Annotated in this window: 27 protein-coding genes; 24 read left to right on the top strand and 3 right to left on the bottom strand. The window is 37.6% G+C overall.

Features of this window, described 5'->3' with window-relative positions; all coding sequences use genetic code 11:
* Positions 1 to 39: 39 nt before the first annotated feature.
* From FXW34_RS03155 to FXW34_RS03140, 4 genes are all read left to right on the top strand, one after another.
* A complete protein-coding gene (locus tag FXW34_RS03155; RefSeq protein ID WP_147532524.1) occupies positions 40 to 1,353 on the top strand; it encodes a bifunctional folylpolyglutamate synthase/dihydrofolate synthase in 1,314 nt (437 codons plus the stop codon).
* 741 nt (positions 1,354 to 2,094) lie between these two features.
* On the top strand, positions 2,095 to 2,550 hold the full coding sequence (locus FXW34_RS03150; protein WP_147532523.1) for a hypothetical protein: 456 nt from the start codon (positions 2,095 to 2,097) through the stop codon (positions 2,548 to 2,550).
* Positions 2,551 to 2,553: 3 nt separating this feature from the next.
* Positions 2,554 to 2,982 (top strand): PulJ/GspJ family protein, encoded by a 429-nt coding sequence (locus tag FXW34_RS03145; RefSeq protein WP_147532522.1) that lies wholly within the window; start codon positions 2,554 to 2,556, stop codon positions 2,980 to 2,982.
* Between the two features lie 3 nt (positions 2,983 to 2,985).
* Entirely contained in the window at positions 2,986 to 4,437 is a 1,452-nt protein-coding gene (locus tag FXW34_RS03140; protein ID WP_147532521.1) for a hypothetical protein, read from the top strand.
* 104 nt (positions 4,438 to 4,541) lie between these two features.
* Here the strand turns inward: FXW34_RS03140 and FXW34_RS03135 are convergent, their stop codons facing one another.
* Genes FXW34_RS03135 through FXW34_RS03125 form a run of 3 tightly spaced genes read right to left on the bottom strand, consistent with a single transcriptional unit; the run spans position 4,542 to position 6,745 of the window.
* Positions 4,542 to 5,834, bottom strand: a complete 1,293-nt coding sequence (locus tag FXW34_RS03135; protein ID WP_147532520.1) for a hypothetical protein — start codon at positions 5,832 to 5,834, stop codon at positions 4,542 to 4,544.
* Positions 5,834 to 6,271: a PilW family protein gene (locus tag FXW34_RS03130; RefSeq protein ID WP_147532519.1), complete on the bottom strand. Its 438-nt coding sequence runs from the start codon at positions 6,269 to 6,271 to the stop codon at positions 5,834 to 5,836. Before FXW34_RS03130 ends, FXW34_RS03135 begins: the two co-directional genes overlap by 1 nt.
* A gap of 9 nt (positions 6,272 to 6,280) precedes the next feature.
* Entirely contained in the window at positions 6,281 to 6,745 is a 465-nt protein-coding gene (locus FXW34_RS03125) for a type IV pilus modification PilV family protein (RefSeq protein ID WP_187118816.1), read from the bottom strand.
* 306 nt (positions 6,746 to 7,051) lie between these two features.
* On the opposite strand from FXW34_RS03125, the gene FXW34_RS03120 reads away from it, so the two are divergent.
* The 20 genes from FXW34_RS03120 to mreD all read left to right on the top strand — a co-directional run bounded on the left by FXW34_RS03120 (position 7,052) and on the right by mreD (position 26,363).
* Positions 7,052 to 7,510, top strand: a complete 459-nt coding sequence (locus FXW34_RS03120) for a type IV pilus modification PilV family protein (protein WP_147532517.1) — start codon at positions 7,052 to 7,054, stop codon at positions 7,508 to 7,510.
* Complete coding sequence (locus FXW34_RS03115) at positions 7,507 to 7,935, top strand: prepilin-type N-terminal cleavage/methylation domain-containing protein (RefSeq protein ID WP_147532516.1); 429 nt, start codon at positions 7,507 to 7,509, stop codon at positions 7,933 to 7,935. The genes FXW34_RS03120 and FXW34_RS03115 overlap by 4 nt, the downstream gene beginning before the upstream one ends.
* A 6-nt stretch (positions 7,936 to 7,941) precedes the next feature.
* Positions 7,942 to 8,865, top strand: a complete 924-nt coding sequence (locus FXW34_RS03110; protein WP_147532515.1) for a hypothetical protein — start codon at positions 7,942 to 7,944, stop codon at positions 8,863 to 8,865.
* Between the two features lie 198 nt (positions 8,866 to 9,063).
* Positions 9,064 to 10,104 carry a hypothetical protein gene (locus tag FXW34_RS03105; RefSeq protein ID WP_147532514.1) on the top strand — a complete coding sequence of 347 codons (1,041 nt, stop codon included), beginning with the start codon at positions 9,064 to 9,066 and terminating at the stop codon, positions 10,102 to 10,104.
* A 55-nt stretch (positions 10,105 to 10,159) separates the two neighbouring features.
* The gene (locus tag FXW34_RS03100; protein ID WP_147532513.1) at positions 10,160 to 11,512 is read left to right on the top strand and encodes a VanW family protein; all 1,353 of its coding nucleotides are present in this window, start codon (positions 10,160 to 10,162) and stop codon (positions 11,510 to 11,512) included.
* A 23-nt stretch (positions 11,513 to 11,535) separates the two neighbouring features.
* Entirely contained in the window at positions 11,536 to 13,194 is a 1,659-nt protein-coding gene (locus tag FXW34_RS03095; RefSeq protein WP_147532512.1) for a GspE/PulE family protein, read from the top strand.
* 11 nt (positions 13,195 to 13,205) lie between these two features.
* Positions 13,206 to 14,246, top strand: coding sequence for a type IV pilus twitching motility protein PilT (locus FXW34_RS03090; RefSeq protein WP_147532511.1), 1,041 nt, complete (start codon positions 13,206 to 13,208; stop codon positions 14,244 to 14,246).
* Positions 14,247 to 15,458, top strand: coding sequence for a type II secretion system F family protein (locus FXW34_RS03085; RefSeq protein ID WP_147532510.1), 1,212 nt, complete (start codon positions 14,247 to 14,249; stop codon positions 15,456 to 15,458).
* 107 nt (positions 15,459 to 15,565) lie between these two features.
* The gene (locus tag FXW34_RS23545; protein ID WP_147532509.1) at positions 15,566 to 15,988 is read left to right on the top strand and encodes a prepilin-type N-terminal cleavage/methylation domain-containing protein; all 423 of its coding nucleotides are present in this window, start codon (positions 15,566 to 15,568) and stop codon (positions 15,986 to 15,988) included.
* Positions 15,989 to 16,010: 22 nt separating this feature from the next.
* The gene (locus tag FXW34_RS03075; protein WP_147532508.1) at positions 16,011 to 16,757 is read left to right on the top strand and encodes a prepilin peptidase; all 747 of its coding nucleotides are present in this window, start codon (positions 16,011 to 16,013) and stop codon (positions 16,755 to 16,757) included.
* Between the two features lie 205 nt (positions 16,758 to 16,962).
* Complete coding sequence (gene pilM / locus FXW34_RS03065) at positions 16,963 to 17,955, top strand: type IV pilus biogenesis protein PilM (protein WP_147532507.1); 993 nt, start codon at positions 16,963 to 16,965, stop codon at positions 17,953 to 17,955.
* Positions 17,956 to 17,957: 2 nt separating this feature from the next.
* Complete coding sequence (locus tag FXW34_RS03060) at positions 17,958 to 18,587, top strand: fimbrial protein (protein WP_147532506.1); 630 nt, start codon at positions 17,958 to 17,960, stop codon at positions 18,585 to 18,587.
* Positions 18,584 to 19,414 (top strand): ICP22 family protein, encoded by an 831-nt coding sequence (locus FXW34_RS03055; protein WP_147532505.1) that lies wholly within the window; start codon positions 18,584 to 18,586, stop codon positions 19,412 to 19,414. The genes FXW34_RS03060 and FXW34_RS03055 overlap by 4 nt, the downstream gene beginning before the upstream one ends.
* A 133-nt stretch (positions 19,415 to 19,547) precedes the next feature.
* The gene (locus FXW34_RS03050) at positions 19,548 to 20,762 is read left to right on the top strand and encodes an SPOR domain-containing protein (protein WP_187118815.1); all 1,215 of its coding nucleotides are present in this window, start codon (positions 19,548 to 19,550) and stop codon (positions 20,760 to 20,762) included.
* Positions 20,763 to 20,930: 168 nt separating this feature from the next.
* Positions 20,931 to 22,211 (top strand): O-antigen ligase family protein, encoded by a 1,281-nt coding sequence (locus FXW34_RS03045; protein ID WP_147532503.1) that lies wholly within the window; start codon positions 20,931 to 20,933, stop codon positions 22,209 to 22,211.
* Positions 22,212 to 22,385: 174 nt separating this feature from the next.
* Positions 22,386 to 22,958 (top strand): Maf family protein, encoded by a 573-nt coding sequence (locus FXW34_RS03040; protein ID WP_147532502.1) that lies wholly within the window; start codon positions 22,386 to 22,388, stop codon positions 22,956 to 22,958.
* Positions 22,959 to 23,031: 73 nt separating this feature from the next.
* Complete coding sequence (gene radC / locus FXW34_RS03035) at positions 23,032 to 23,703, top strand: RadC family protein (protein ID WP_187118823.1); 672 nt, start codon at positions 23,032 to 23,034, stop codon at positions 23,701 to 23,703.
* Positions 23,704 to 23,861: 158 nt separating this feature from the next.
* Positions 23,862 to 24,884 carry a rod shape-determining protein gene (locus FXW34_RS03030; protein WP_147532500.1) on the top strand — a complete coding sequence of 341 codons (1,023 nt, stop codon included), beginning with the start codon at positions 23,862 to 23,864 and terminating at the stop codon, positions 24,882 to 24,884.
* 79 nt (positions 24,885 to 24,963) lie between these two features.
* A complete protein-coding gene (mreC, locus tag FXW34_RS03025; RefSeq protein ID WP_147532499.1) occupies positions 24,964 to 25,848 on the top strand; it encodes a rod shape-determining protein MreC in 885 nt (294 codons plus the stop codon).
* Entirely contained in the window at positions 25,845 to 26,363 is a 519-nt protein-coding gene (mreD, locus tag FXW34_RS03020; RefSeq protein WP_147532498.1) for a rod shape-determining protein MreD, read from the top strand. The genes mreC and mreD overlap by 4 nt, the downstream gene beginning before the upstream one ends.
* The last annotated feature ends 84 nt before the right edge of the window (positions 26,364 to 26,447 follow it).

Here is a 26,447-nt window from a genome sequence, read left to right as displayed (position 1 = left end):
AGACCACAAGCAAAAAGACAATGGAGGTGAACAAACACTATGTTTCAAACTTATGATGAAGCACTAACCTGGATACATGCTCGTCTCCGGCTCGGCATTAAACCAGGCTTGAAGAGAATGGAGTGGATGATGGAGCGCCTTGACCATCCTGAGCGGAACATCAAGGCGATTCATATCGGTGGAACGAACGGAAAAGGCTCGACATTAACATTCTTGCGCTGCATCCTCGAAGAAGCAGGCTATTATGTCGGTTCGTTTACCTCGCCTTATTTTGAACAATTCAATGAGCGCATCAGCGTCAACGGCAAACCGATTTCCGACGAAGAGATGCTCCAACTTGCTAATGCAATCAAACCACTTGCCGAAGAGCTTGAAAGCACTGATCTCGGTGGTCCGACTGAATTTGAAGTAATTACAGCGATGGCCCTTTATTATTTTTCAAAAGTCAACCCGGTTGATGTTGCGTTATTTGAAGTTGGTCTTGGAGGTCGATTCGATTCCACGAACGTCATCCATCCGTTGCTCTCGATTATCACTAGCATCGGGCTCGATCATACTAATATTCTCGGTGATACATACGAGCAAATTGCCACAGAAAAAGCGGGTATCATCAAAAACGGCACTTCAATCGTAACGGCCGTAAAACAACCGGAGGCCATTCGCGTCATCGAAACGAAAGCCAAAGCTGCGAAAGCACCGCTTTACCAGCTTGGCAAAGAGTTCAACATATCTCAGCCTGAAACTTTACCAAATGGAGCACAATTCAACTTTAGCTCCGCGTTGTATAGGGACTTAAATAATTTCAAAATCTCGATGCTTGGTCAGCACCAGCTCGACAATGCGGCTCTCGCAGTCATGGCATCGCAAATCCTGTCCCAGCTTTATGCGTTCTTAATCGACGAAAATCAAATCGGCGCTGGTCTCGAGCGTGCCTACTGGCCAGGTCGATTTGAGTTAATCTCCGACGAGCCGACCATCATCATTGACGGTGCTCACAATCAAGAAGGCATCGACGCATTGGCGAGTGAATTAACCAAACGATATCATGCCAAAAAAATAAACATTCTTTTCACTGCTCTCGCCGACAAAAAGCTCGACAACATGATTGCCAAGCTAGATGAAGTTGCGGACAGCATTACATTTACTCAATTCGACTATCCAAGAGCGTCGAAAGCGGAGGACCTCGCAGCCCTCAGCACATCGGCAAACAAGCATACAGAACCTGATTGGCGCGCAGGTCTCGAACGCCTCCTTAATGAACAAAGCGAAAACCCAGACAGCATCCTCGTCATTACCGGGTCACTTTACTTCTTATCAGAGGTTAAGCCAGTCTTGTTACAGCTGCTAAAATAAATACTGATGACCAGACAATCTATAAAGGGTTTATCTGTGCCATTTGTTTGTGCGATACAGATAAACCCTTTAAATGTGGAAAAATTGATAAGTATCCTCTTTTCAGAGATCTCGTCAAAAGAGGACACTAATAATATCGATAAGTGCCCTCATTTTCAGAACTCACGTCAAAAGAGGACACTAATAATATCGATAAGTGCCCTCATTTTCAGAGCTCACGTCAAAAGAGGGCACTAATAATATCGATAAGTGCCCTCATTTTCAGAACTCACGTCAAAAGAGGACACTAATAGCCTAGTTAAGTGCCCTATTTATAGAGAATCCTCCAAAAGAGGGCACTTAAAGCCAAATAGACCCTACTGCAAAAGACTCAACCCCCCCACGCTGATTCCAAATCCCAATCCCCACGAAAAGCGACCCCACAACACACTATTATAAATAACCGATAACCGGATTTTTCTCATCATTTGATTTCCACCTAAATACCATATACGAATTTTCAAATTTTTCTGATAAAAATAAAGCCTTTTTGGTAGACATGAAATGATGAGAGATTGTATGATTAATTCTAAAACTAGTGAAAAAGTCCCAAAGTATGATTTTTATTTAAATTCATTTTTAAGCGTTTGACTTGAATATGTGGGAAATTACACAGGATTGTGCTTAAAAAAGCGATATATTAGTGTTATATTAAAAAAATAATTAAAAAGAAATAATAATAAAGATAGTGAGGTGATGCTGATGAAAAAATTGATAGGGGTATTGAATCAAGACGGAATTTCACTCCTTGAAGTCCTTATTTCCATTTCAATATTAATCCTCATTCTTATCTCAATAATGAATATTTTCCCGCAAATGGGTTTTTTAAATCAACAAAATGAAACCAAATTACAGGGAATCAATACAGCGAAGCAGATACTTGTTGAATGGCAAGAGGACACCGAAGTAATCAACTATCTCAGCAATCCAATAATGTATTCGAAGCCAGCGTATTTGGAGGAAAAGGATACATACTATATATCAGAAGCAACACGCGATGACGAAAAAGTCGTTGTAAAAATTGCTAAGGATTCAGACCTCGATGCTAGCATTGCAAAATCAGGTCCAACAAAGGTACATCAAATCCATGTGCAGTTAAAAAATAATAAAAATGTCTTGGTTGGCGAAAGCTTTGGTTATCTGGTCTTGGGGGAATAAGATATGTATCACAATGAAAAAGGAATTACTCTTCTCGAGGTATTAGCTACTGTCACTATCCTTTCAATTATTGGTATGGGGATATGGAATGTTTTCTTTCAAGGCTATCAATTTTCGAGCAAAACTATTAAAAAAAGTCAGATCCAGCAGGAAGCCAATGTTGCGATAACTTCGATGATGAATTTCCATAGAGGTTCAGCAAATTCATATCAAATTACTGTATCGAACTGCGAAATTAAGCTAGCGAATAGTTCTGATACACTTGTCTTAAAGAATCCGCAAATTTGTTTAAAATCCAACTTTAGCGGTAATAAAAACGTCAATCCAGATATTGAAAATCTAAATTTTACCTTAATTGCCGCAGATAAAAATGATGAACAAAATAAAGTAACCATAGAGACAGTCCTATCTAGATTAAAGAGTGGTGATTAAAGAATGAAAGATATTTTAAAAAATAATCAAGGTTATGCGCTGATAACTGTTTTATTGACAATCATTGTTTTTGGCGTACTTTCTTTAGCGTTAGTGTCAAACGCGTTCACAGGTGCTAAGCAAAACGTTGTTGTAGAAAGCAAATCTCAATCAGTTGAGTTGGCTGAGATGGGAGCGAGGTATTTTGAGCATGCTGTAAAAAATGCCTCGAATAACCTTATAAATCAAGTAACTACAATAGTAGAAGCAGAGCATGCAACCAACGGCAATATCGAAAACCCAGAAGGACATTATACAGAACGCGCAATTGATATATTAATAGATAAATTGGATGATGAAATTAAGCCACTGACTGTTCCTATAAAAAATAACGAAAATGCCTCATTTAAACTTGAATCAATCACTTTTACAAAAAACGTATCAGGCCAGGAGCTAGTTGTCAGTGCTAAGAGCATTGGTGACAACAATGGCAAACCTTCAGAAATAACTGCCAGTGTAACAATTAACTTCTCCAATTTTGTTACAATGGTGCAAAGTGTTGAACAAGGTACTGGGCAACCTGAAAATATCGTTCAACTTCCTCCTTCATTAAAAATTACTTTTCCAGATACGATTACGATTGGCTGTACGTTTTCGAACAACTTTGATTATAGCGGTAAATCCTGCCTTGATTTACGTGATATTGTAACTCCAAACAATTTCAACGATTTGAAGTTTAATAAATCGACAGTCAAAGTTAAATCGTTAGACGTTAATGGAAATATGAATAATCCAATCTCGGAGTCGACTGTTTATGTGGAAAACGATGTGGATTTTAAAAAATCAGTAAAAATTACAAAAAGTAATCTATTTGTTGGCGGCGATATTAAGTTTTCAAATTCTGACGGGTTGACGATTGAAAACTATTCAAACCTCTATATTACAGGTTTTGCCGATTTCAATAAGGTTGTGGATATTAAGGGGAATTCCAAGATATATGTAGGAAATGCTGACTTTAAGAAAAATACTTCTCTTAATAATTCATTCCTATATATTAAAGGAGATCCGAGCAATACCGTGAAGGTGAATTTCCATGAGACGTTAAACCTTAGTAATAACTCGAAGCTTTATATTGAAGATGACACATATTTGAAAAAGGGTTTTACATTAAATAATTCAACTCTCCATATTAAGGGTTATACGGACGTTGATGATGCAATAAATTTAAACAATAATGCGGTTTTATGTGTAGATGGTAAGTTTGATCCAAAACACAATGTTAACATCAATAAAGATACTTCAAGTAAAATATATGCTAAATCATCGACATACACCAAAAGCGCATCAACAGTTAATACCAATCCAACTGATTTTGAAAATGCATGTAAACGTAACAACGCACCTCCACCAACAATGACAGAGATTATCAGTTGGGGTTCATTGGAAATTTCTCCGAAGTTTGATTATAGCTATTAATAATAAAAGTAATATATCTAAAAGCAATTGTGGTACCTGTACCAACATATTAATAAAATATGTAAAAACAAGAGGTTATGGATAACTCTTGTCCATAACCTCAACTAATAGGAATAGTTCACATTATTCTCTATTTCTTTAGCCCACTCATACGGAAGAGTGGGCTCACATAATTGATTGTATATTTCTGGTCCAACCTTGACCCCACGAATAGAATCCTTGTACTCATACCCGTTTAATAAAATCTTTCCATTCACAATTAAACCTATACTGCTATCAATATTGATATTGCTTAAATTTGTTAATTCAACATTGTTTTTCACGCACATTTTTGCATTTGAACTTATATTAAGCATATCATTTACCTTTGCGGTCTCCTCAACATAAGTTGATGAATCCCCCTTAAGATTTAAGTGCTTATTGTTTGTTAAATCATTTCCCACATAAACTAAGCTGTTATGATCAATATCTGTATTCCCTTGTGTTATCATATTATTTTTAATGAAAAGCTTAGAATTTCCTTCTGTACGTAACTGACTTCCAAATATGGCATCAGACTGGGTCTCTAGCAGTAAATTTAAAGCGTTATTCATATTGCCAGCAATATTTATAGTGCCAACAGCATGCATTTTTAAATTCTCAGAACTGTTGATATTATCGTTTTTATCTAAATCAATTCCATGAGTCGAGTAAATCGTTTTATTGGTTACATTGTTTAAATTATTAACAATCCAATCCAATACTCCATCGACAAGTTCAATTAAGTCGCCACAAACATCAGAATTACATCCATCGGGTTTTAGAATCTGATTAAAATTTGGGATTTTGATCCCAAGGTGGATACCACTATCATTATCCATTTTAGGTGATAACTGAATAATCATTTCAGAATTAATAGGAGATTTTTTTTCTCCATCAGTTCCTGTGCTATCAAAACTAATTCTTATTTCATTTTTATCGGTGTCGCTATTAATCGTGAAGTTATTAATGAAGTAAGCTGAATCTGAATTAATATCTTTTTGTAAAACTGGATTTACGTTAGGATCATATCCCAAATAATTTTTTATATCTTCTTGGAGGTAGGTAGCGGTTTTATTGATAGCTAAATTCGTATATTCATCATTTGTTTTTACCGGGTTATCCTTTTGGATTTCCGCTAATATATAGTTGTCTACTTCAGTTTGCCTGGCGTGATATATGTCAGTAATGGCTGTTTGAATAAACGAGACTCCCATTTCTGCTAATGTAACTGTTTTAGTTTGCGTTTCCACTACTTTGTTGTGTTTAACAGTATTAAAAGAATATCCAATGAAGGATAGGAAAATAATTGTGAATATCGTTATGAATAGTAGGATGGTTATTAGTGAGTAGCCATTTTCGTTACTTGATTCCTTCACTAGCTTCCGCCCCCTTTGAGTCGATACAATAAAGTCTCAACTTCTACGAAATTATCAGGATTGTTTTTATCTTTTATAGTAATAATTAAATCAATATCATCGTTTTTTGGATCTATTTTTCCAATCTTATTTATTTGAAAAAGGAGCTGTGAGTTTTTAAATAAAACCTTCCTTGTGGAGTGATTCCGTTCATTTACAGTAATCTCTATAGTGCCATTTTCAGGAATAGAAATTTTATAAGATACAGCAGTTTGATGGATTCGGTTTAAATGGGCAATAATAATATTTGCCTCTTGCTGCATCATGTTTTTTGAAGCTGCATTTTTGGAAAAATTATAGCCTTGGAAAAATACATTCCAAATAATAACCCCGATAATCGAGAGAATTGTAAGTGCAGCAAGACTTTCAACTAGTGTGATACCCCGTTCATTTCTCATAATTAATAATCACCTAATTTTTGACATGACATATCCAAATGATTCACTCATGAGATTTCCTCTTTTATCTTTGGCTAGAACATGAATTTGATAGGCTCCAGATGAGGTATTCAGTTCATCAGTTGTATAAATGTGTATTTCTATGTTCAAATTATTCCTTGTCGTCTTAAAGGTAATATAATCTTCATTTTTAAGAACATCATCATAATAAATATAGTCAGAAGAGTTTTCCTTCGTTTTTGCAAGATTTTCTAACTTATCAGGAACAAGCTCGCGTACTTCCTCGGAGTTTTTCCATTTAACCAATAATTGCTTCGTATAATTAACTCCTTCTATCTTTTCTTCATTTTGGGTGTTCATGAGGCCCATTTGTGGAAAAAAGTTAATAATGCTAATGAACACAATCGATAAGATTGTAATGGATGCGATCACTTCAATAAGGGTAACACCTTTTTGTGAACGGATTATTATCATAAAATCATTCCTTTCAAAGGCGAAACAAATTGCATTGACGAATTTCATCATATTAAAGTTGCTGAAAATATGTATATTAAAATACCAAAATTAATCTTACTTTCCTTTTGTTAGTATATCATACGTCCTACTTGATTAACTATTTTAATAGTAAGGTAAGAGGTTGAGGTAGTTTTTCGTATAGTTATGGAAATTAAGTAAATATTATGTCAGAGAAATTGTTTAAAGTAGATTATTTTTTATCGGGATTTGCTATTATAAAAGTGGTAAATATATTTTTAGGAAAATAAATAGGAGGAAGTAGTCATGTGTCCATTAAAAAATGAAAACGGATATTTGCTGCTTGAAATCCTTCTATCAATTACGATTTTATCAATTGTATTTTCGGTATTTTTAGGTTACTTTCTCCAAAATAGAACCCATGTTGAAATTAATAAAGGCATTGGCACAGCAAGTCAATTAAGCCAAGAAATCCTCATAAAAGTGCGAGAGTCTGATTTTGACACGACGCTAACCTCAGCCCAATTAGAAGGCCTCATTGGATTTGATTCTACACAAGGAATCGTTGTAAACAATCACCGCTACTTCCCAAAAGTACTTATCAGTCAAGCGAATAATGAAGTAAAGCAACAAACTGAAACAGGTACACCCTATGCTTTAGATAAGCTTAGGCTTATTACGGTAATCGTTGAAGAAGAAAAAGAAGGAGAACTCGATGAAGTATATCGAACATACGGTTACAAAGAAGTGGGTGAACTCAATTGAAACGGAATGGATTTACCCTCATTGAATTATTGGCAGGTCTATTGTTAACGACTTTATTTGTTACGATTGCGACGTCGATTTATATGACTGGGTTTAAACAAGGCGAGGATACAAAGAGGGATGTTAGCCTCCAACAGGAAGCTAATTATATTGCTACGCTGCTAAGAAAAGAGTATTTGAGTAAAAATGAATACAATGAAACGACTACATACAATTTAACCGTATACGCAGACAGAATTGTTTTAAACGGAGTAACGGTCTCAGATAAATATGATTATAGTGCGGAAATTCAGTTTAAGGATGGTATATACGAAACGAATCAGGAAGTTATCGTGAACAGCATGGCTTCGGTAATGATAAAGCTAACGATAATAAATGGAAATGATAGCTACACGCTTAGGACGACCTTATCAAGAGGAGTGTAGAAAATCATGCGTAATGAACATGGAGCAAGTTTAGTACTTGTGTTATTGATCATTGCTAGTTTTTCGATTATCGGTTTAAGTCTGATGGCATTAAATGGAACGACGACACTGCAACTTTCGAAAACTGGTGAGAACTTGCAAGCGACGAATTTGGCAGAAATGGGAGTACTCCACTTAAAAGAAATGGTTTATCAAACTTTAGTTGAAAATAATACGGTAATTACGCCATCCAATGTTAAAACCCTTTTGGAAATTAAGTTTTTAGGTATCAACAATCAAGTATATGAGATAAGTGAGGGAGTTGGCTATAAAGTTAGTGATTTGATCGTAACCACTACACCGTTAAATGACATTGGGAAAATTGAAAGAGTGACTATTGCCTTCAAATCAACTGGATTAACCAATAATGAAGAATTTTCGATAGAAGGAACAATTGAGGCTCCGGTAGCTGTGATTAATGAATTCCCTGAATATAGATCTGATGAATATGTTTATGTAAATGAGGATCCAGCATACACACACAAGGATTCTGATACGATCCAATCTGAGGAATATTATTTTGCCAATGGTTTTTCATATAAAGGAACAAATGAAAAAGATGTATTGCGTTTTTCAAAGGGGATTGTATCGCTTGGCTCTATTACAACCACCAACAGTGGTACTTATATTACTATCAACGAAGATGCTCATGTGTTTGATATTCAATTACATCACGAGGATGGGAAGAACGCGCTTATGTGTGTAAAGGGGAAGTTGTATGTATATGGACCTAATCCTCCTACTCCGATTCCACAAATAAAAAAACCACTTGATTGTGCAACGGAAATAAATAACGGAACAACAGGAATCATTGCTGAGGAATATTACCACACGCCTTTAGGTGCTAACTGGAATCGCGATGAAATAATTATCAAAGCAGAATATAAATAACATTTTTGGTATTTAATGTTATTTTAGTATAAATGCTAAATATTCTCATTATTAGTAAATTAAAATAATTATTTTATTAAAAGTTCTTTTAAAAAAATATCAAATATTATACAATTATAACGAAAGTCATATATTGTCATATTTCGTTGAATAATAAGGATGGGATTGGCAAATCTATTTTTCGATAGGGGTGGAAAAATGGAGAGTTACGTATTTGCTGGAATAGCATTGCTCATCTTGATTCCGATACTGTATTTTCTACCAATGGGCTTTACCTTTAAGGGGAAAGTCTTTGTTGTTTTGGCATCATTGTTAATCGGGGTATTCGGGTTAATTTCGGTAGCGATTTTTCCGGTGTGGCAAACAGCATTAATCTTGCTGCTGTTCGTTAGCTCATTAGCCTATTTAATGAGTAAACGAAATCAGGAATGGATGTATGTGCCAGAGGTGGATGTCGACCCTTTTGCAATTGCAGAGGAAGATGAAGCGGAAGAGATTCCGAAGCATGACATCAAGCCGAGCTACACCTACATTGCTGTTTCTGAAAAAAATCCAAAAGGTAAGCTTGAAGATTTGGCGCAAAATCAAGATTTGGGATTGCTTGAAAAATTAGTGTCAAATGATCAATCAACTCAAGAAAAAGCAGATGTGAGTCACGGGGAACATGAATTAGAGGAGATTGTCCTAGATATCGTGCCACACGAAGAAAAACCAGAAGATTCTAAACAGGATGTGGAGCTGGATAAACCAGAGTCCGAAGAACCTGTTGCAGAACACACGAATTATTTTGCTAATGTGGATTCGGAAATTGAGGCGTTTGTACATAACGGACAGGAAGAAGTGGCTGATCCAGATATTGAAGCAATCATTCACAAAACAGAGGAAATTGCTGAAGAAATGGAGACGGCACAAAATCAACAAGAAGATTCTCTTCAATACATAAGTGAAATTGAGCATGATATCGAGACGGGAGAACTAGAACCAAACCAAGAAGCTTCAATTAATGACGTGCAACTACCTATGTTAAACGTAGAAGAAATGCTTGAGTCAAACGAAGAGTTCGAATCAAAAACAAGTATTGATCTAGAAAAGGCTCCACCACCATTATGGTTAAATGACGAATTCGAGCTAGATGAAATGGATTTAGCAAAAAATGATTCAGTAGAAACAGAAAGTGTAGAAAAAGGAAAAGAGAAACATAAGCCGGCAGTTGAAGATAATACTATGGTTAAGCAATAGTAACAGTTCGTTTACGGATTAACTTATATCAACTGCAAGTAAGAGGGTGGGGTATGTGAGGAAGAAACAAGAGGTTAAGCTCTTTATTGTGTTATTTATTTGTACGGCATTTATATTTAGTTTTTCACATTTTGGCGCTTCTGCCTATGAAGCAATTACTACGGATGGCGCTAAATTTGGTGCAGGGACAATGATTGGACCTGTTGATGTTTCGGAAAAAACAAAGGATGAGGCAATCGCATTACTTTCTGAAAAAATGCAAAACTGGCGTTCCCAAACTAACATTAGTTTGCAATATAAGGAAAACTCTGTACCTGTTGATAATGCCCAATTCCTATTTGATTTGGAAAACAGTGTCGAAATGGCACAGGATGGTCAGCAAAATGAAGTGACCGTTACCTTCAAGTCAGGAGATATGTATCAGTACCTACAGTCTCTTTCAAATGAACTTGATAATTCAAAAGTCAAAACGGATCCGATGCTTAATGAACTTGTTAGTATAGGAGCAAATTTCAAAAGTGGGGAACAGGTCGTAAAGGTTGAAAAATACTTGAGTACGGCTGTAAATGATCATGAAATCATTAGTGAAGCCTCAATTACCCCTGAATATTTACCAATTGAACTAGGGGTGTTGGTAGAAGAGCTTTCACCGATAAAAGTAGAAGCTGGGAAACAGGTTTCTCTATTAAGCTTAATGGAACAAAGACAGTTTACAACCTTCCCATCTGAAGCTGCTAGTATGATTGCTTCGGTTATGTATCAAGCGATACTTTCAAGCAATTTTAATACTATCGAGAAGCATACAGGTCAGGTTTTACCTGATTATTTAGAATTAGGTTTTGAAGCTAAAGTGGATTACCAAAACCATCTTGATTTCATTTTCGCTAATCCGAACGAGATCAATTATGAAATTGAATTGCAATTAGACGGCAATACTTTAATGGCCAAACTAACAGGTAGCACTTTCCTTAATCAATATAAGGTGAAATTAGTTGATCGTAAGGAGTTTGAGCCGAAGACGATTATTCAATTTCATCCGAATATGAATACTTCAATGATGGTTAAGCAAAATGGAAAGAACGGGTTATTGATTAAGGTATATCGCTCTGTATATGGCGAGAGTAATCAATGGCTTCGAGATGATTTCATTTCAGAGGATTTTTATCCACCAATTCATAGAATTGAAGTTCATAAATTAACGGCACCGCCACCACCTGCGTCAGACGGTACCGGGGATCCGAATGCAAATCCTGGGACAACTCCGGGAACTACTCCGGGTACGCAAACTCCGGGAACTACTCCTTCTGGTGATGGTAATAATAATGGTGTGACACCTACACAACCTACTCCGGGGCAAACCGGAGATGACGAAGATTTATTTGGCAAACCAAATGAGCAGACAAAATAAGAAACAAAGTGGGGTGAGCCACTATGAAGCAACCGCGTAAGCGGCTAGGTGATTTATTGGTTGAGGCGGGGCTTATTACAGAAGAGCAACTGCAAACGGCCTTGAAGGAAAAACCTCAAGGACAACGGCTTGGCGACGCATTGTTACAGCGAGGATATATTACTGAGCAGCAGCTTATTGAAGTTCTTGAAGTGCAATTAGGCATTCCGCATATCAGTTTATATGGCTATCCGTTTGAAACGAATTTGTTCTCGTTAGTGCCTAAAGAAGCAGCGATGCGGAATTTATTAATCCCTATTAAAAAAGATGGGGACAAGCTCTTTGTCGCGATGGCAGATCCTATGGATTTCTTTGCGATTGATGATTTGCGTCTAGCAACGGGCTTCCAAGTTGAAGCAGTGCTTGCAACAAAGGATGATATCGTTCGCGCTATCAATAAGTACTATGATATCGATGAAGAATTCGATGAATTTAATGAAGGAAATAAAAACGGTGACAATAAGGACGAAACAATAACAGACGAGGATTCTCCGATTGTTAGACTCGTAAATCAAATTCTTTCCAATGCGGTTATGCAAAAGGCTAGTGATATTCACATTGACCCGCATGAAACGAAAGTGCTAGTTCGCTATCGTGTTGACGGTATTTTAAGGGTTGAGCGTGTTCTGCCGAAGAATATGCAAAGCTTTTTAACTGCTAGAATAAAAATTATGTCTAATTTAGATATTACTGAAAACCGGGTTCCACAAGATGGACGGATTAAGATTAATCTTAATGTGTATCCGGTAGATTTGCGGGTATCGACATTACCAACCGTTCATGGCGAGAAAATCGTTATGCGGATTCTTGATTTAGGGAATGCTCTTATCGATTTAGACAAACTTGGTTTCAACAAGCTGAATCTTAATCGTTTTAATAAAATGATTGAACGACCTAATGGCATTGTCTTAATCACCGGGCCAACTGGTTCAGGTAAGTCCTCCACACTTTATGCTGCTTTAAATAAATTAAACAGCGAAGAGGTTAACATTATTACGATTGAGGACCCGGTAGAATTCCAGCTTGAAGGTGTTAGTCAGATTCAAGTTAACTCTAATATCGGGATGACATTTGCAACAGGGTTACGTTCGATTCTCCGCCAAGACCCGAATATTATCATGGTCGGGGAGATTCGTGATAAGGAAACAGTTGAAGTGGCAATTCGAGCCTCTTTAACCGGGCATCTGGTCTTAAGTACCTTGCATACGAATGATGCGTTAAGCTCGATTAACCGTTTAATTGATATGGGGATGGAACCATTTCTTGTGGCAACCTCGCTCGCAGGCATTGTCGCACAGCGGCTAATTCGTAAAGTGTGTCGTGATTGTGGAAAACCACAAGATGCGACTGAGCGCGAAAAGGAAATTTTTGCGAGCCGTGGTTTAAAAATTGATAAGGTAATGCGTGGGCATGGTTGTGCTTCCTGCAATATGACCGGTTATAAAGGGCGCCTTGCGATTCATGAGATTGTTACGATCAATGAGGAAATGCGCCGTGCGATTATGACGGATGATTCAGCAACGACGCTAAGACAAATTGCGATCAAAAATAAAACCATTTTCTTGATTGATGATGGCTTACTTAAGGTGAAACAAGGTTTAACCACGACCGAGGAAGTCCTTAAAGTAGCCATTTCTGAATAGAGGTGCATGGGGTGAAAGAGAGAATAGATCACTTATTAAGAGCTGCCTTTGAGCTTAAGGCATCTGATATTCATTTAACGGTTGGCGTGCCTCCTATTTTCAGGTTGCACGGCGAATTAAAACGTTATGGAAAAGAAGTGCTAAGTACAGAGGACACAGAGGCACTAGCGCGAGAAATTGTACCAGAGGGTATGTGGGAGCGCTTTATGGAACTAGGAGAATTAGACTTTTCCTACGCGATTCCAGATGTTTCTCGTTATCGTGTGAATACGTTTAAACAGCGGGGCTGTATTGCGATAGCAATTCGGACGATTCCAACAAATATTCCAACAATCGAAGAACTGAATTTGCCTGAAATTTGCGCGAAAATAACGGAAAAGCCGCAAGGTCTGATTTTAGTGACAGGTCCAACTGGTAGTGGAAAATCGACCACCTTGGCGGCGATGATTAATCATATGAATCATACGAAGCGTGATCATATTATCACGCTAGAGGATCCAATTGAGTTTTTGCATAAACATGGAACTTCAATTATTGACCAGCGAGAAGTTGGTTTTGATACTAAGAACTTTGCGAATGCTTTGCGAGCTGCGCTTCGTCAAGATCCAGATTCGATTCTTGTCGGCGAGATGCGGGATTTGGAGACGATTCAAATCGCAATTACCGCAGCGGAAACAGGGCACTTAGTATTTGGAACCTTACATACATCGAGTGCACCGGCGTCAATCGAGCGGATTATCGACGTGTTTGAGCCTGCACATCAGCCGCAAATTCGCACCCAGCTTGCGACTGTATTAGTTGCCATTATTTCTCAGCGTTTATTTAAAACGGTTGATGGGAATGGAAGACGTGCAGCGCTGGAAATTCTCGTAAATAATGCCGCAGTTGCCAATTTAATTCGCAATGATAAAATTCCACAAATTGAATCTGTCATGCAAACATCACGGGCACAAGGTATGCAGACGCTTGATGCAAGTATTAAGGAGCTCATCTTGAACGGTTCGATTTCAAGGGAAGAAGCTCAGCCTTATATGAAAGATCCGGTGATTTAGATGGCGAGATATAAATATTCAGGTCGAGACCGAAAAGGGAAGAGGACTGGGACGCTGAATGCTCCATCAAAGCGTGAAGCAATTGAAAAGCTTCGTGGCGATGGAATCCGTGTCCTAGAAATGAAGGAAGTACCGGAAACGGCATTAACGAAGGATATTCAATTTGGTAATCCAGTTAAGCTTCAGCATATGGTCATATATTTACGGCAATTTGCCACACTAATAAAAGCGGGGGTTACGATTGTTGATGCAACTTCAATCCTTGCTGAACAAACCGAAAGTAAAGCGCTTCGCAAAGCACTATTGGATATCGAGAATGAATTACGGATGGGACGTCCGTTTTCTGATTCTGCTGAAAAGCATAAAAAGGTATTTTCCTCGATGTTTATTAACCTTGTAAAAGCTGGTGAAGTTGGCGGTAATATGGAAGAAACTTTAGAGCGTTTAGCAGTATTCTTCGAAAAACAACATCACACCCGTCAAAAAGTAAAATCTGCTCTATCTTATCCAACGGTTATTGGGATAATCGCGATTGGTGTTGTGATTTTCCTATTAACATCGGTTGTCCCAACGTTTGTGTCAATGTTTGAAGATATGGGCGCTGATTTACCAGTTATTACACAGTTTGTTTTGGACGCCAGTAAATTCATGCAAAAGTTTTGGTGGCTTGTCCTTCTCATATTTATTGGAATCATCTTTGGTTTTGTTGCCATGAGAGGAAATCCAAAAACTAGATACTATCTTGATTATGCTGCACTAAGAATGCCGATATTTGGCAAAATGCAGCAAAAAGCAGCACTAGCAAGGTTAAGTCGGACACTTAGCTCTCTATTTTCAAGTGGGGTTCCGATTCTACAAGCGCTAGCTGCCTGTGAAAAAGTAGTCGAAAATGAAGTCATTTCCAAAGTTGTTCGCGAATCCAGGGATGAGTTGGGCAAAGGGAATTCATTAACGACACCAATGATTAAGCACTGGGCCTTTCCACCATTGGTAACACAAATGATTGCCATTGGGGAAACGACAGGATCCCTTGATACGATGCTATCTAAGGTTGCTGATTTTTATGAGCAGGAGGTGGAAACGGCAACGGATCAAATTAAAGCGCTCATCGAACCATTGATGATTGTCTTTTTAGCGGGGATGGTCGGGGTCATTGTATTAGCGATAATGACGCCGATGTTCGATATGTTCCAGCACGTTGATCAGTTGTAAAAAATACGTTGACTTGCCAATATATTTTTGTCGAATCATTGTGTATAATCTAGGTGATAGAAGACAAAAAATACTATCAATATAATAATGAAAGGGAGAGAAACATTATGTTACAAAAATTAAAACAACGTCTTAAAAATCAAAAAGGCTTCACCTTAATCGAATTACTAGCTGTTATCGTTATTTTGGGGATTATTGCAGCGATTGCGATTCCAGCGATAGGATCAATTATTGATAATACTAGGGAAAATGCAATTAAAGCTGATGCAAAATTAATTTTAAACGCAGCTAAACTATATGAAGCTGAAGGTCATAATATCGGGGCAACTGCAGTAGATGAAGATGAATTAGGGCCATATATCGATGACGTTACCACTTTTACTGGAACTGGAAGTGTTGCTTATACAGTGAAAGAGGTTGGGGGTAATCTTACTATTTCAGGAACTGGTGTAAAAGGTGATGTAAAAGTAAAGTTTGAAGATGATACAATGCAAACTATTGATACTGCTGAACGTGTCACAGGTTCTTAATTATATGGAAGTTTGAGTTAAGATGACAATAATTATTTTTATGTATGGACTCCTACTAGGTTCCTTTTATAACGTAGTCGGACTCCGAGTGCCACAAGGTCAATCAATCGTTTCACCCCGCTCAGCATGTCCGACATGCGGGCATCAGCTTAGAGCTTTGGAACTGATTCCGGTTCTGTCATATCTTTTGCAAGGGGGGAAATGCCGCGTCTGCAAGACGGGCATTTCTCCTGTTTATCCAATCATTGAGTTCCTAACTGGAGTTTTGTTTGCGACAGCTCCACTAGTCGTTGGTTGGAGCAGTGAATTAATTATTGCGTTAACCTTGATTTCACTGTTTATTATCATCCTTGTTTCCGACACAGCTTATATGATTATCCCTGATAAAGTATTACTCGTTTTCGTAGGGATTTTTTTATTGGAACGTTTGTTTATTCCGCTGTCTCCATGGTGGGATTCCTTGTTGGGGGCAGGAATCGGCTTTGGGCTTTTGCTCATCATCGCGATTGTTAGCAAAGGCGGTATGGGTGGCGGAGATATTAAACTGTTCGCACTGATTGGGTTTGTTGTGGGGGTCAAAACATTATTATTATCATTTTTCTTATCAACTTTATTTGGGGCAGTTTTTGGGCTGCTCGGAATGGCGCTAAAACTTGTCAAAAAAGGCAAGCCGATTCCATTCGGACCATTTATTGCGATAGGAACGTTAGTGGCTTATTACTTTGGGGATACTATTATTCAAACGTATTTAAATTTATTTTTTACATAGTTGTATGAAATGTCGATTTTGAATACTCATTTGTTGATTGGAACGGAAGGCACGAAGACTCCTGCGGGAGTAGAGGGCATAGGGAGACCCCGCAGGTGCTAAGCACCGAGGAGGCTCCCTGCACCGCCCGCTGAAAGCGAAGTGCCTGGAGTGGAAATCAACAGTTAGAATTCATTATTCAAATAAAAACAAAGGGGGTTGGATTATGGGTTTACCCCGCCTATCGGTTGGTAGTCGGCCGATAGATATTATAATAAATGATCACTGTATTCGTTATATTGAAATAAAACCTGGGAACCCGCCAATTCCGGTTCGATGGGGAGAACGTTATTTGCCACCAGGACTGGTGAAGGAAGGCAAAATTGTTGATGAAGATACATTAGCGGTAATTTTGGATGAGTGCATAGATGCTTGGAAAATACGTCGTCGAAAGGTTCGTTTCTTAGCACCGGATTCCTATGTTACTATCCGTAAGCTCGCGTTACCTGATGATGTTGAGCATGATGAAATCACTGGTTATTTAAACCTAGAAATCGGTGCAAGCATCCATCTACCTTTTGAGGACCCGATATTTGATTATCTTGCCCTTCCGAAGGATATTGAAAAGCGGGAAATTTTGTTATTTGCGGCAAATCGGGAGTATGTGATGCAGTATTCTGATTTATTTTCTGATTTGAAATTGAATCCTTCTGCTGTTGACCTATCATCATTGGCATTATATCGGCTTTACAATTTAATTAATAAGCAGAAAAAAGATGAAAAAATATTAGTGCTTCAATTTGACTTGGACTTAGTTGTCATGAGTATTTTTGAAAATGAAATACCATTCTTTATGAGGCATCATCATTTCCACTATGATGAAAACGATTGGGATATTCGCATTGGTCGCACCGGTTTTCAACAGCCAACCTTTATTGGAGATGTTGATGAATTAAAGGATCAATTTGATGAAGCGATTAAGGAAGTTAATAAACTGATTGATTTTTATCAATTCTCTCTTCATCAAGGGAAAAATGAAATCAACAAAATTGTTATGACTGGTGACAATCCATTTTTGGAGGAAATTAAGCAGGCCCTCCAAGCAAGATTGGATGTAAAGATTGAAATGCTCGATATCAATAATTTAGAAACTTTGAAAAATAGACCATTGCCTAGAAGTCATTATCTAGCCTTTGGACTAGCATTAAAAGAGGTGTAGTCATGCTAGTAGAAATTAACCTGCTGCCGAAAAAAGACCCAAAAAGTACTGCGTTTTTGGTGATTATCAGTTCAGCACTCGTCATTTTGCTTTTAGCAGGACTCCTCATCCTTTGGCAAGGTAATTCCTTAAAGAATGAGTTGAATAGCCTGAATAGTCAAATTTCAGCTACACAAAAGCTCGTCCAAGCTGAACAGGCGAAACTTGATAAAAATAAACTTGGTACAGAGTCCTATGCTCAACTTGACAGTGCGGTGAAATGGTCAAATGATGAGCCGTTAAAATCAGCTCCAATTTTAAAACGTGTTGTGGCACTGTTACCTGAACGTGGCTTTATACAGAATATTTCATATGCAGAAACAGGTACAGTTACTATGTCAGTACAGTTTGATAGCAGTCGAGAAGCGGCTTACTTTTATAAAACTTTACTAGATGCTGATTGGATTAATGCTGCCACATTATCATCCATTGCAACAGCTGATGTAAAAGAAGTAGATGCTGCTGGCAATGAAATCGAAGCAACTTCTGAGAATTTAGTCCCGCGTTATACAGGACAATACTCAGTCACATTAAATCGAGATATTATTAATAGTCAAGAGTTAGCTGAATTACAAGGGGGCGGTGGTCAATGAGTTTTTCAAAGAAAGAAACCATCATCCTAGTGCTAACCGTACTGCTAACAATTCTTGCAATTTTCTCGCTTTATTATTTCTATTTGGAACCAAAATATAATTTAATTGACACGCAAACAGCGTCTTTAAAAACTGAAAAAGAACTCCTTGCTACACTGCAGGAACAGTCGCAGCAAAAATCAAATATCACAGCTGAAAGTCTTGCGGTATTACAGCGAAAGGTCCCTGTTAAACCACAACAGGAGCAATTAATTCTTGATTTAGAGCAAGCTGAGGTCGTTTCAGGTACAAAAATTATTAACATGTCTTTCTCTGAAGGCGATGTTGCTCCACCACCAGCGGAGACTCCGGAGGATACTAATAAAGAAAACGAAAACGGTGATGATGAGGCTAAAGATGAGAATGCCGATGCTGCTGATGAAGATAAAGATAACGAAGCAAAAGAAGAAAATGATGAGAATGCAGATGATAATAAAGAAAAAGAGAATACATATAAACCGACACCACTACCAGGTGGTATTAAACGTTTAATGGTCACTCTATCAGTAGAATCATCTAATTATGAGGAATTAAAGAAATTCATCGAGTCGGTAGAAGGATTACAAAGAACGATTGTTGTTGAAACGATTAGTTTTTCTGGTGTCGCTGAGGTAACAGAATTGCCGGAAGCAAATGCGAAGCAAGATGATGAAAAGATAGCTTATAGTTTAACTCTTTCAGCCTTCTTTATGCCTGGATTAACTGATCTTCAAGACAAGCTCCCTGAACTTGTCGCTCCACCGCCAGCAAATAAAACGAATCCTTTTAATCGTTTCCCGGATTTGTAAAAAACAAATAAATAACTCTATTAAAAAATTTGGCGAAAGCCTTCTTTAACAAGACGACAAAAGTCTTGTTATTTTTTTTGTCCACTATGATAGGATGGTTACAATTCTCAGCACGCACGGAGGAGGGACCAGGGTGGAAAAGCGAGAACATGGAAAAACGATTACGATTAAAATTAACGGAAAGCATCAAGCTTTTGATAAAAATCAGCAAAAGGTTGAGTGTATAGAAAATAGACAGGGGCAAGTTATCAAAAAAAGTGATAGCGAAATGAAGTCTATCGAGACAGATACGAAACAGGTAGAGGAAGTACTACAAAAAAAAGAAAAAACGAATGTGCCCCAAACATCACCAATGAAAGAACAAGAAATTGTAAACCAAACCTCACTAGAAAAAGAAGAGACAATTGTAACCCAAACTTCACCTAAAAAAGAATCCTCAGCAACAGAACAATCTAAAGAGGATCAATTTGATTGGATATTACCAGAGCGATCCCCTGAAAGTGTGTTTCAAGAGTTTAAAGAAATCCCAGATACAAAAAAATCACCTCTAAAACCGTCTAAACTTAAGAAATCTTCATCAAAATGGTTCTCGGGCAAAACGAAAATTAATCGCGGTATCTTTGCGACGATATTTTTTGCGGTCTTTCTTGCAGTCATTCTGGGGACAAGCTTCGGTTTAACGATGTTAAAGCTGGTCTTCATTGAAAAACCAATGGAATCGGAGACTGCCCAACCTGTTACCGCAATTCCTCAGGAACAACAAGCAACGACTGAAAAGACTGGAGGAGTCGTCTATACTCTCCCTACTATTTCAACCTGGGTCATCCAAGAAAGCGCCTATTCCAATTCAGAAGCAGCAAAATCTGTAGTTGATGAAATAAAAGGAAAAGGAATCAGTGCATCGATCTACGAAGGTGAAAAATCCTTTATTCTTATTGGGGTAGCCGACTCAAAGGATAGCGCCAAGGCATTAGGTGTGAAACTGACTGATTCGGGGATTGAAGATCCTTTCTCAAAAGAACTCAGTGCTGGTGGCAAAGAATTAAAAGGAATCAATAAAGATGAGAAAGCCTTCCTCGAAAAGCTGCCATCATTATTCTCAGCCATGACAAAATGTGCTTCCTCAGGAACAATAGTTGATTCAGATCAACAAAAAGTAAATGAGTACGCTAAACAACTTGAGAAAAATAGCAAAATAGAAAATAAACAAATTAAATCATTATTAGCACACAGCGAAGCGGCCATTAAAAATATTAATTCGATCGCAAAGAAATCAGATAAAAAGCAGAGTAATGAGCTTCAACAACATCTATTAACGATTTTATCAGACTATCAAGCGCTTAAATAAAACACTCATTAAACATTGTTAATGTCGAATATTTCTCGGGTAATAAAAAGTTGGTTTGGAATTTTTTCCCATCCAGCTTTTTTATTTTTATATTTATAAGTGTTTTTTGCAGAAGTTATATTAAAATAAGAATGAGGGTTATAGCGTTTATTAAAGGAGCTTTTAATAATGTATTGGTTTATTTTAATTTTTCCATTTCTAATTTATCCTTGGGGTCCTGACCCATACTACACTCAACCAAAGGTAGCATATTTGTATGTTTTTGTATTAGGATATTGGCTATTCGTCATTTTAAAACGAAAGTACGGTTCATTTGAATTTACAAATAAAACAATTTCAATGGAATTTATTGTTGGATTATTTTTTTTATTAATAATCTTCTCATCTGTGTTTTCTGTTAATATTGATACAGCTTTATATGGAACATCAGGAAGATATGAGGGAGCGCTTACTCTTTTTTGTTACATAAGTATTTTTCTGTTTTCTTATCGTTTTTCAAACGTGAATAAGCTACTTAGTACTTTTCGTGGGATGTTATTTGCATCTGGCTTTCTCTCTATTTATGGGATACTACAGCACTTTTTTATCGACTTTCTCCCAAGAAGCAGCACCAAACTAAACGAAATCCGCAGTTATTCTTTCTTCGATAATCCAAATTTCTATGGCTCTTATCTAGTATTAACAATTTTCATATCAGTAATTGTATTCTTACATAATGAAAACAAGAAATATACATTATTTCATTTTATTACAATTTGTTTATCTTTTATTGCGTTAATTTTTTCTGGAACCAGAAGTGGGTGGCTTGGTGTCTTATTTGGAGTGTTGTTTTTAACTGTTTTTGTTGTTTGGAAAAGGAAATATTTATGGAAAAAATGGATTATATTATTAGCGACATGGTTTTTTATATTTGCAATGATAGATATTGTGGAGAATGGTACTTACTTTGCTAGATTCGCCTCTTTAATTTCTGATTCATATAAAGTTACATCTGGAAACGCATCTGGTGGTGAAGGTTCATCAAGATTAATCATTTGGAAAAATACGGTTCCGTTATTAAAAGAATATTATTTGTTCGGATCTGGACCAGACACATTTGAATATGTTTTTCCACAAGATACAGAAGAAAAAAAGAAGTATTTTGGTCATTTAATTGTGGATAAAGCCCATAATGAGTATTTGCAAATAGCGGTTACCCTTGGAATTCCGGCACTTGTTATATATTTATATTTGCTATATTTAGTCTTAAAAACTGCCTTCAGAGCAGTAAATATTGCACAAGGTAATAATCAAATCATTTTATACGGTTTGATTTCAGCAATAAGTGGTTATCTAGTCCAAGCCTTTTTCAATATAAGTGTTGTTCCAGTTGCACCGATTTTTTGGTTTATTTTAGGAATTACAATGTCGTTTTCGACTCATCTTTTAAATAGTGTCCAAAAATCATAGTAAGAAGCAGTTTCCCAGGGTAAGTTTCGATGGGAAACTGCTTTTATTTATTTTTCTTGCTACAATAAACTTTAACAATTTTTGCAGGATACAATTTGTTAACAGAGCCAAATTTTGATAGTATTGAACTGTATCTCCCCATAATTTGAAGGCAATGGAAGGAAAGTGATTTTGATGCAACACCTCATTTTAGCCTCATCATCTCCACGGCGAAAAGAACTACTTGAAACTCTTCATTTAACATTCGATATTTCCAGCAGTGAAGCAGATGAAAGCTATGTACCAGGAACGGCTCCAAAAGATATTGTCATGGAGCTAGCTATTCGAAAAGCAAGCGATGTCGCACAGCGAAATCCTGAATCATTTGTCATTGGTGCCGACACAATCGTGGTGGCGGGTAATCAAGTGTTAGGAAAACCAAAGGATGAAGCGGAAGCAATGGAAATGCTTACCATGCTTTCTGGTAAAACGCACTCAGTTTATACCGGAGTGGCGATAGTAAACGGAGAAACGCAAGTTCAATTTTATGAAAAAACAGATGTAACGTTTTGGGAATTAACAGAATTTGAAATAAACGCTTATATAAAAAGCGGGGAGCCGTTTGATAAGGCCGGGGCGTACGGAATTCAAGGCTTTGGTAGCATGCTCGTCAAGCAAATATCCGGTGATTATTTTTCAGTAGTCGGCCTGCCTGTTTCACGGACAGTTCGTGAATTGCAAAAGCTTGGCTTTAGGCTGCCTTATTAATCTCCCTAATCTTCATCAAGCATCTCAACTCCCCGTCAAAAAGGGAGGAGTTTTGTTGAAACCAGAATCGTTAATGATTCGTGATTTTCCACAGGATGAACGACCACGCGAACGGTTTATTCAAAGTGGTCCGAGAAGTTTATCCAATCATGAACTGCTCGCGATTATGCTCCGTACAGGAACTAAGGACGAATCAGTGCTGCAATTATCTAATCGGTTACTGAACCAATTTGAAGGTTTAAGAATGTTGAAGGATGCGACTTTAGAAGAAATTACGTCTATTAAAGGGATAGGCAAGGCAAAGGCGATTCAATTATTGGCCGCGGTTGAAATTGGTAGACGGATTGCAAATCTTGTACACGAGGACCGCTATGTGATTCGCTCTCCTGAAGACGGCGCTAAGCTAATGATGAACGAGATGCGCTTTCTTACCCAGGAACATTTTGTTTGTTTGTATCTGAACACAAAGAACCAAGTCCTTCATAAACAAACCATCTTTATTGGCAGTCTTAATGCCTCAATCGTGCACCCGCGCGAGGTATACAAGGAAGCACTGAGGCGTTCAGCAGCATCGATCATTTGTCTGCACAATCACCCCTCTGGAGATCCCGCACCGAGCCGCGAGGATATTGATGTAACAAAGCGATTGGTTGAATGTGGAAAAATAATTGGCATTGACTTATTAGATCACCTTATTATTGGTGAGAATAAATATGTTAGTTTGAAGGAAAAAGGTTATTTGTAGCACTATGATTTTGGGTTTCGTTAAGCTATAATATTAGTTATGATTTTTTGACGAAAAGGAACGGATTTTACCATCAAAATTAAAAATCATGTGCGCACATTCGTGTAGATTATTGCACTTGTCTTTACATTGCTTTACAAAAAAGGGGAGATACAACCATGTTTGGATTTGGAACAAAAGATTTAGGAATCGACTTAGGGACGGCGAATACGCTCGTTTATGTAAAAGGAAAAAGCGTTGTATTAAGAGAGCCTTCCGTCGTCGCTTTTCAAACGGATTCGAAGCAAATTGTTGCTGTCGGAAATGATGCGAAAAATATGATTGGCCGGACACCTGGCAATGTCGTGGCTTTACGCCCAATGAAGGACGGAGTTATCGCCGATTACGAAACAACGGCAACGATGATGAAATACTACATACGTCAAGCGACAAAACAAAAGAGTATTTTTGCCGGTAAGCCATATGTCATGGTTTGTGTACCATCAGGAATTACTGCGGTTGAAGAGCGTGCAGTTATTGATGCGACTCGTCAAGCCGGAGCTCGCGATGCTTATACAATCGAAGAGCCGTTCGCAGCAGCAATCGGTGCGAATTTACCAGTTTGGGAACCAACAGGAAGTATGGTTGTTGATATCGGCGGCGGTACAACTGAAGTGGCGATCATTTCTTTAGGTGGAATCGTTACATCGCAATCGATTCGTGTCGCTGGTGACGAAATGGATGAAGCAATCATTCATTTTATTCGTAAGCATTACAATTTAATGATTGGGGAAAGAACTGCAGAAATCATTAAAATGGAAATTGGTTCAGCTGGTAATCCAGAAGGTGTGGACAACATGGAAATTCGTGGTCGTGACCTGTTAACTGGACTTCCAAAAACAATCGAAATTACTGCTGAAGAAATTTCGAAAGCACTACATGATACCGTATATGCGATTGTTGATGCGGTAAAAGTAACACTAGAGAAAACTCCACCAGAGCTTGCAGCGGACATTATGGACCGCGGTATCGTCTTAACAGGTGGGGGGGCGCTACTTCGTAATTTGGACAAGGTTATTAGTGAAGAAACGAACATGCCTGTTTTAATTGCGGAAAATCCACTAGATTGCGTAGCAATCGGTACGGGAAAAGCGCTTGACCATATTCATTTATTTAAAAATAAAGCACGTGATTCCAGATAAACTTTTGTGACTCGTGAACGGGGCTATTGTTCCGTTCACAGTATTCAAAAGTCAAGAATCCAAAAAAGAGGTGTACATCATGCCACCGTTTTTTCTTAATAAACGCCTGATTATCTTACTTGTCAGCATGATTATACTCGTGGCATTGATTGGTTTTTCTTTAAGAGAGAGAGAAGAACTTAGTTGGCCAGAGCAATTCATGAAGGATACGACCGGTTTAGTTCAATCCCTCGTGTCTCGGCCTGTTAATTATGTTGCTGGTTTCTTTGAAAACTTGAACGATTTGCAGGATACGTACCATGAAAACAAAGAATTAAAGAAACGTGTTGACCAAATTGCTCGTTTAGAAGCGGAAGTTCAGTTGCTTGAAAAAGAAAACAAGCGATTAAATGAAATCCTTGATAAAGAGGATACTCTACGAAATTATCAATCTACTCAAGCGACGGTAATTGCTAGAAATCCGGATCGCTGGAACGAACAAGTCATTATTGATAAGGGAAAAACGAACGGAATTGCCAAAAACATGGCGGTGATTACTGCTAATGGTCTGATTGGCAAGGTTAAGACGGTAAATCAATTTACTTCAACAATTCAGTTACTGAGTGCAAACGACCCTAAAAATCGTATCTCTGCGGTTATTTTAGGGGGAGATGTAGAGGTCCATGGTCTCATTATGGGCTATGATGAAAAACGCGAATTATTACTTATGAAACAAATTCCTGCTGACGCAAAGGTTAGCAAGGATCAAAATATTACAACATCTGGTTTAGGCGGCGTCTTTCCACCAGGACTACCGATTGGTAAGGTGGTTGAAGTTGTCCCTGACGAATATGGATTAACGCAAACGGCATATGTGAAGCCGGGTGCTGACTTTTATGATATTCGGCATGTGATGGTAATTGAAAGAGGAATGCTTCAGCCAGAAGCAGAAGATATGGCAGATGATAAGGGGGAGGAACTGTGAGAACCTTCCTTCTTCCTGTCTTATTCACATCTTGCTTTATTTTTGAAAGTATTTTCTTAGAATTAACACCAGGGAAGTATTATACTCACGATAATGTTTTTGTCCCGCACCTGTTAATGATAGCGCTTATTTTCTTAACGATATATGGCAGTCGGAACTTTGGTCTCATTTATGGTTTTGTTTTTGGACTGCTCTATGATGTGATTTACATTGAGGTTATTGGAATTTATTTAGTATTTTTTCCTTTCGTCGCCTATGTGATTTCTAAAATCATGAAAGTACTGCAAAATAACTTATTTATCATGACAATCGTTACACTCGTCGGCATAGCCTTGCTTGAAACCGGTGTGTATTATTTGAGCGTCCTCATCCACCGAACAGGCATGAATGCTTCCACCTTTTTTAACGATCGATTACTACCAACAATAATACTAAATTTAGTACTGACGATAATTTTCGCTTATCCTCTGAAACGGCATTTTGAGAAATTAGCGGATCAATTGCGAAATGACTAATTATTTGTATGGAAAAATATTTTCTTATTTGTTTTATTAAAAGGGATTTTTCACGTTCCTGTCGAATTCTTTTTCCATTGAGGT

This window comes from Bacillus marasmi (genome assembly GCF_902168435.1).
Taxonomy (GTDB): Bacteria; Bacillota; Bacilli; order Bacillales; family Cytobacillaceae; genus Bacillus_BU; species Bacillus_BU marasmi.
This window is presented reverse-complemented; position numbering and strand designations above follow the sequence as displayed.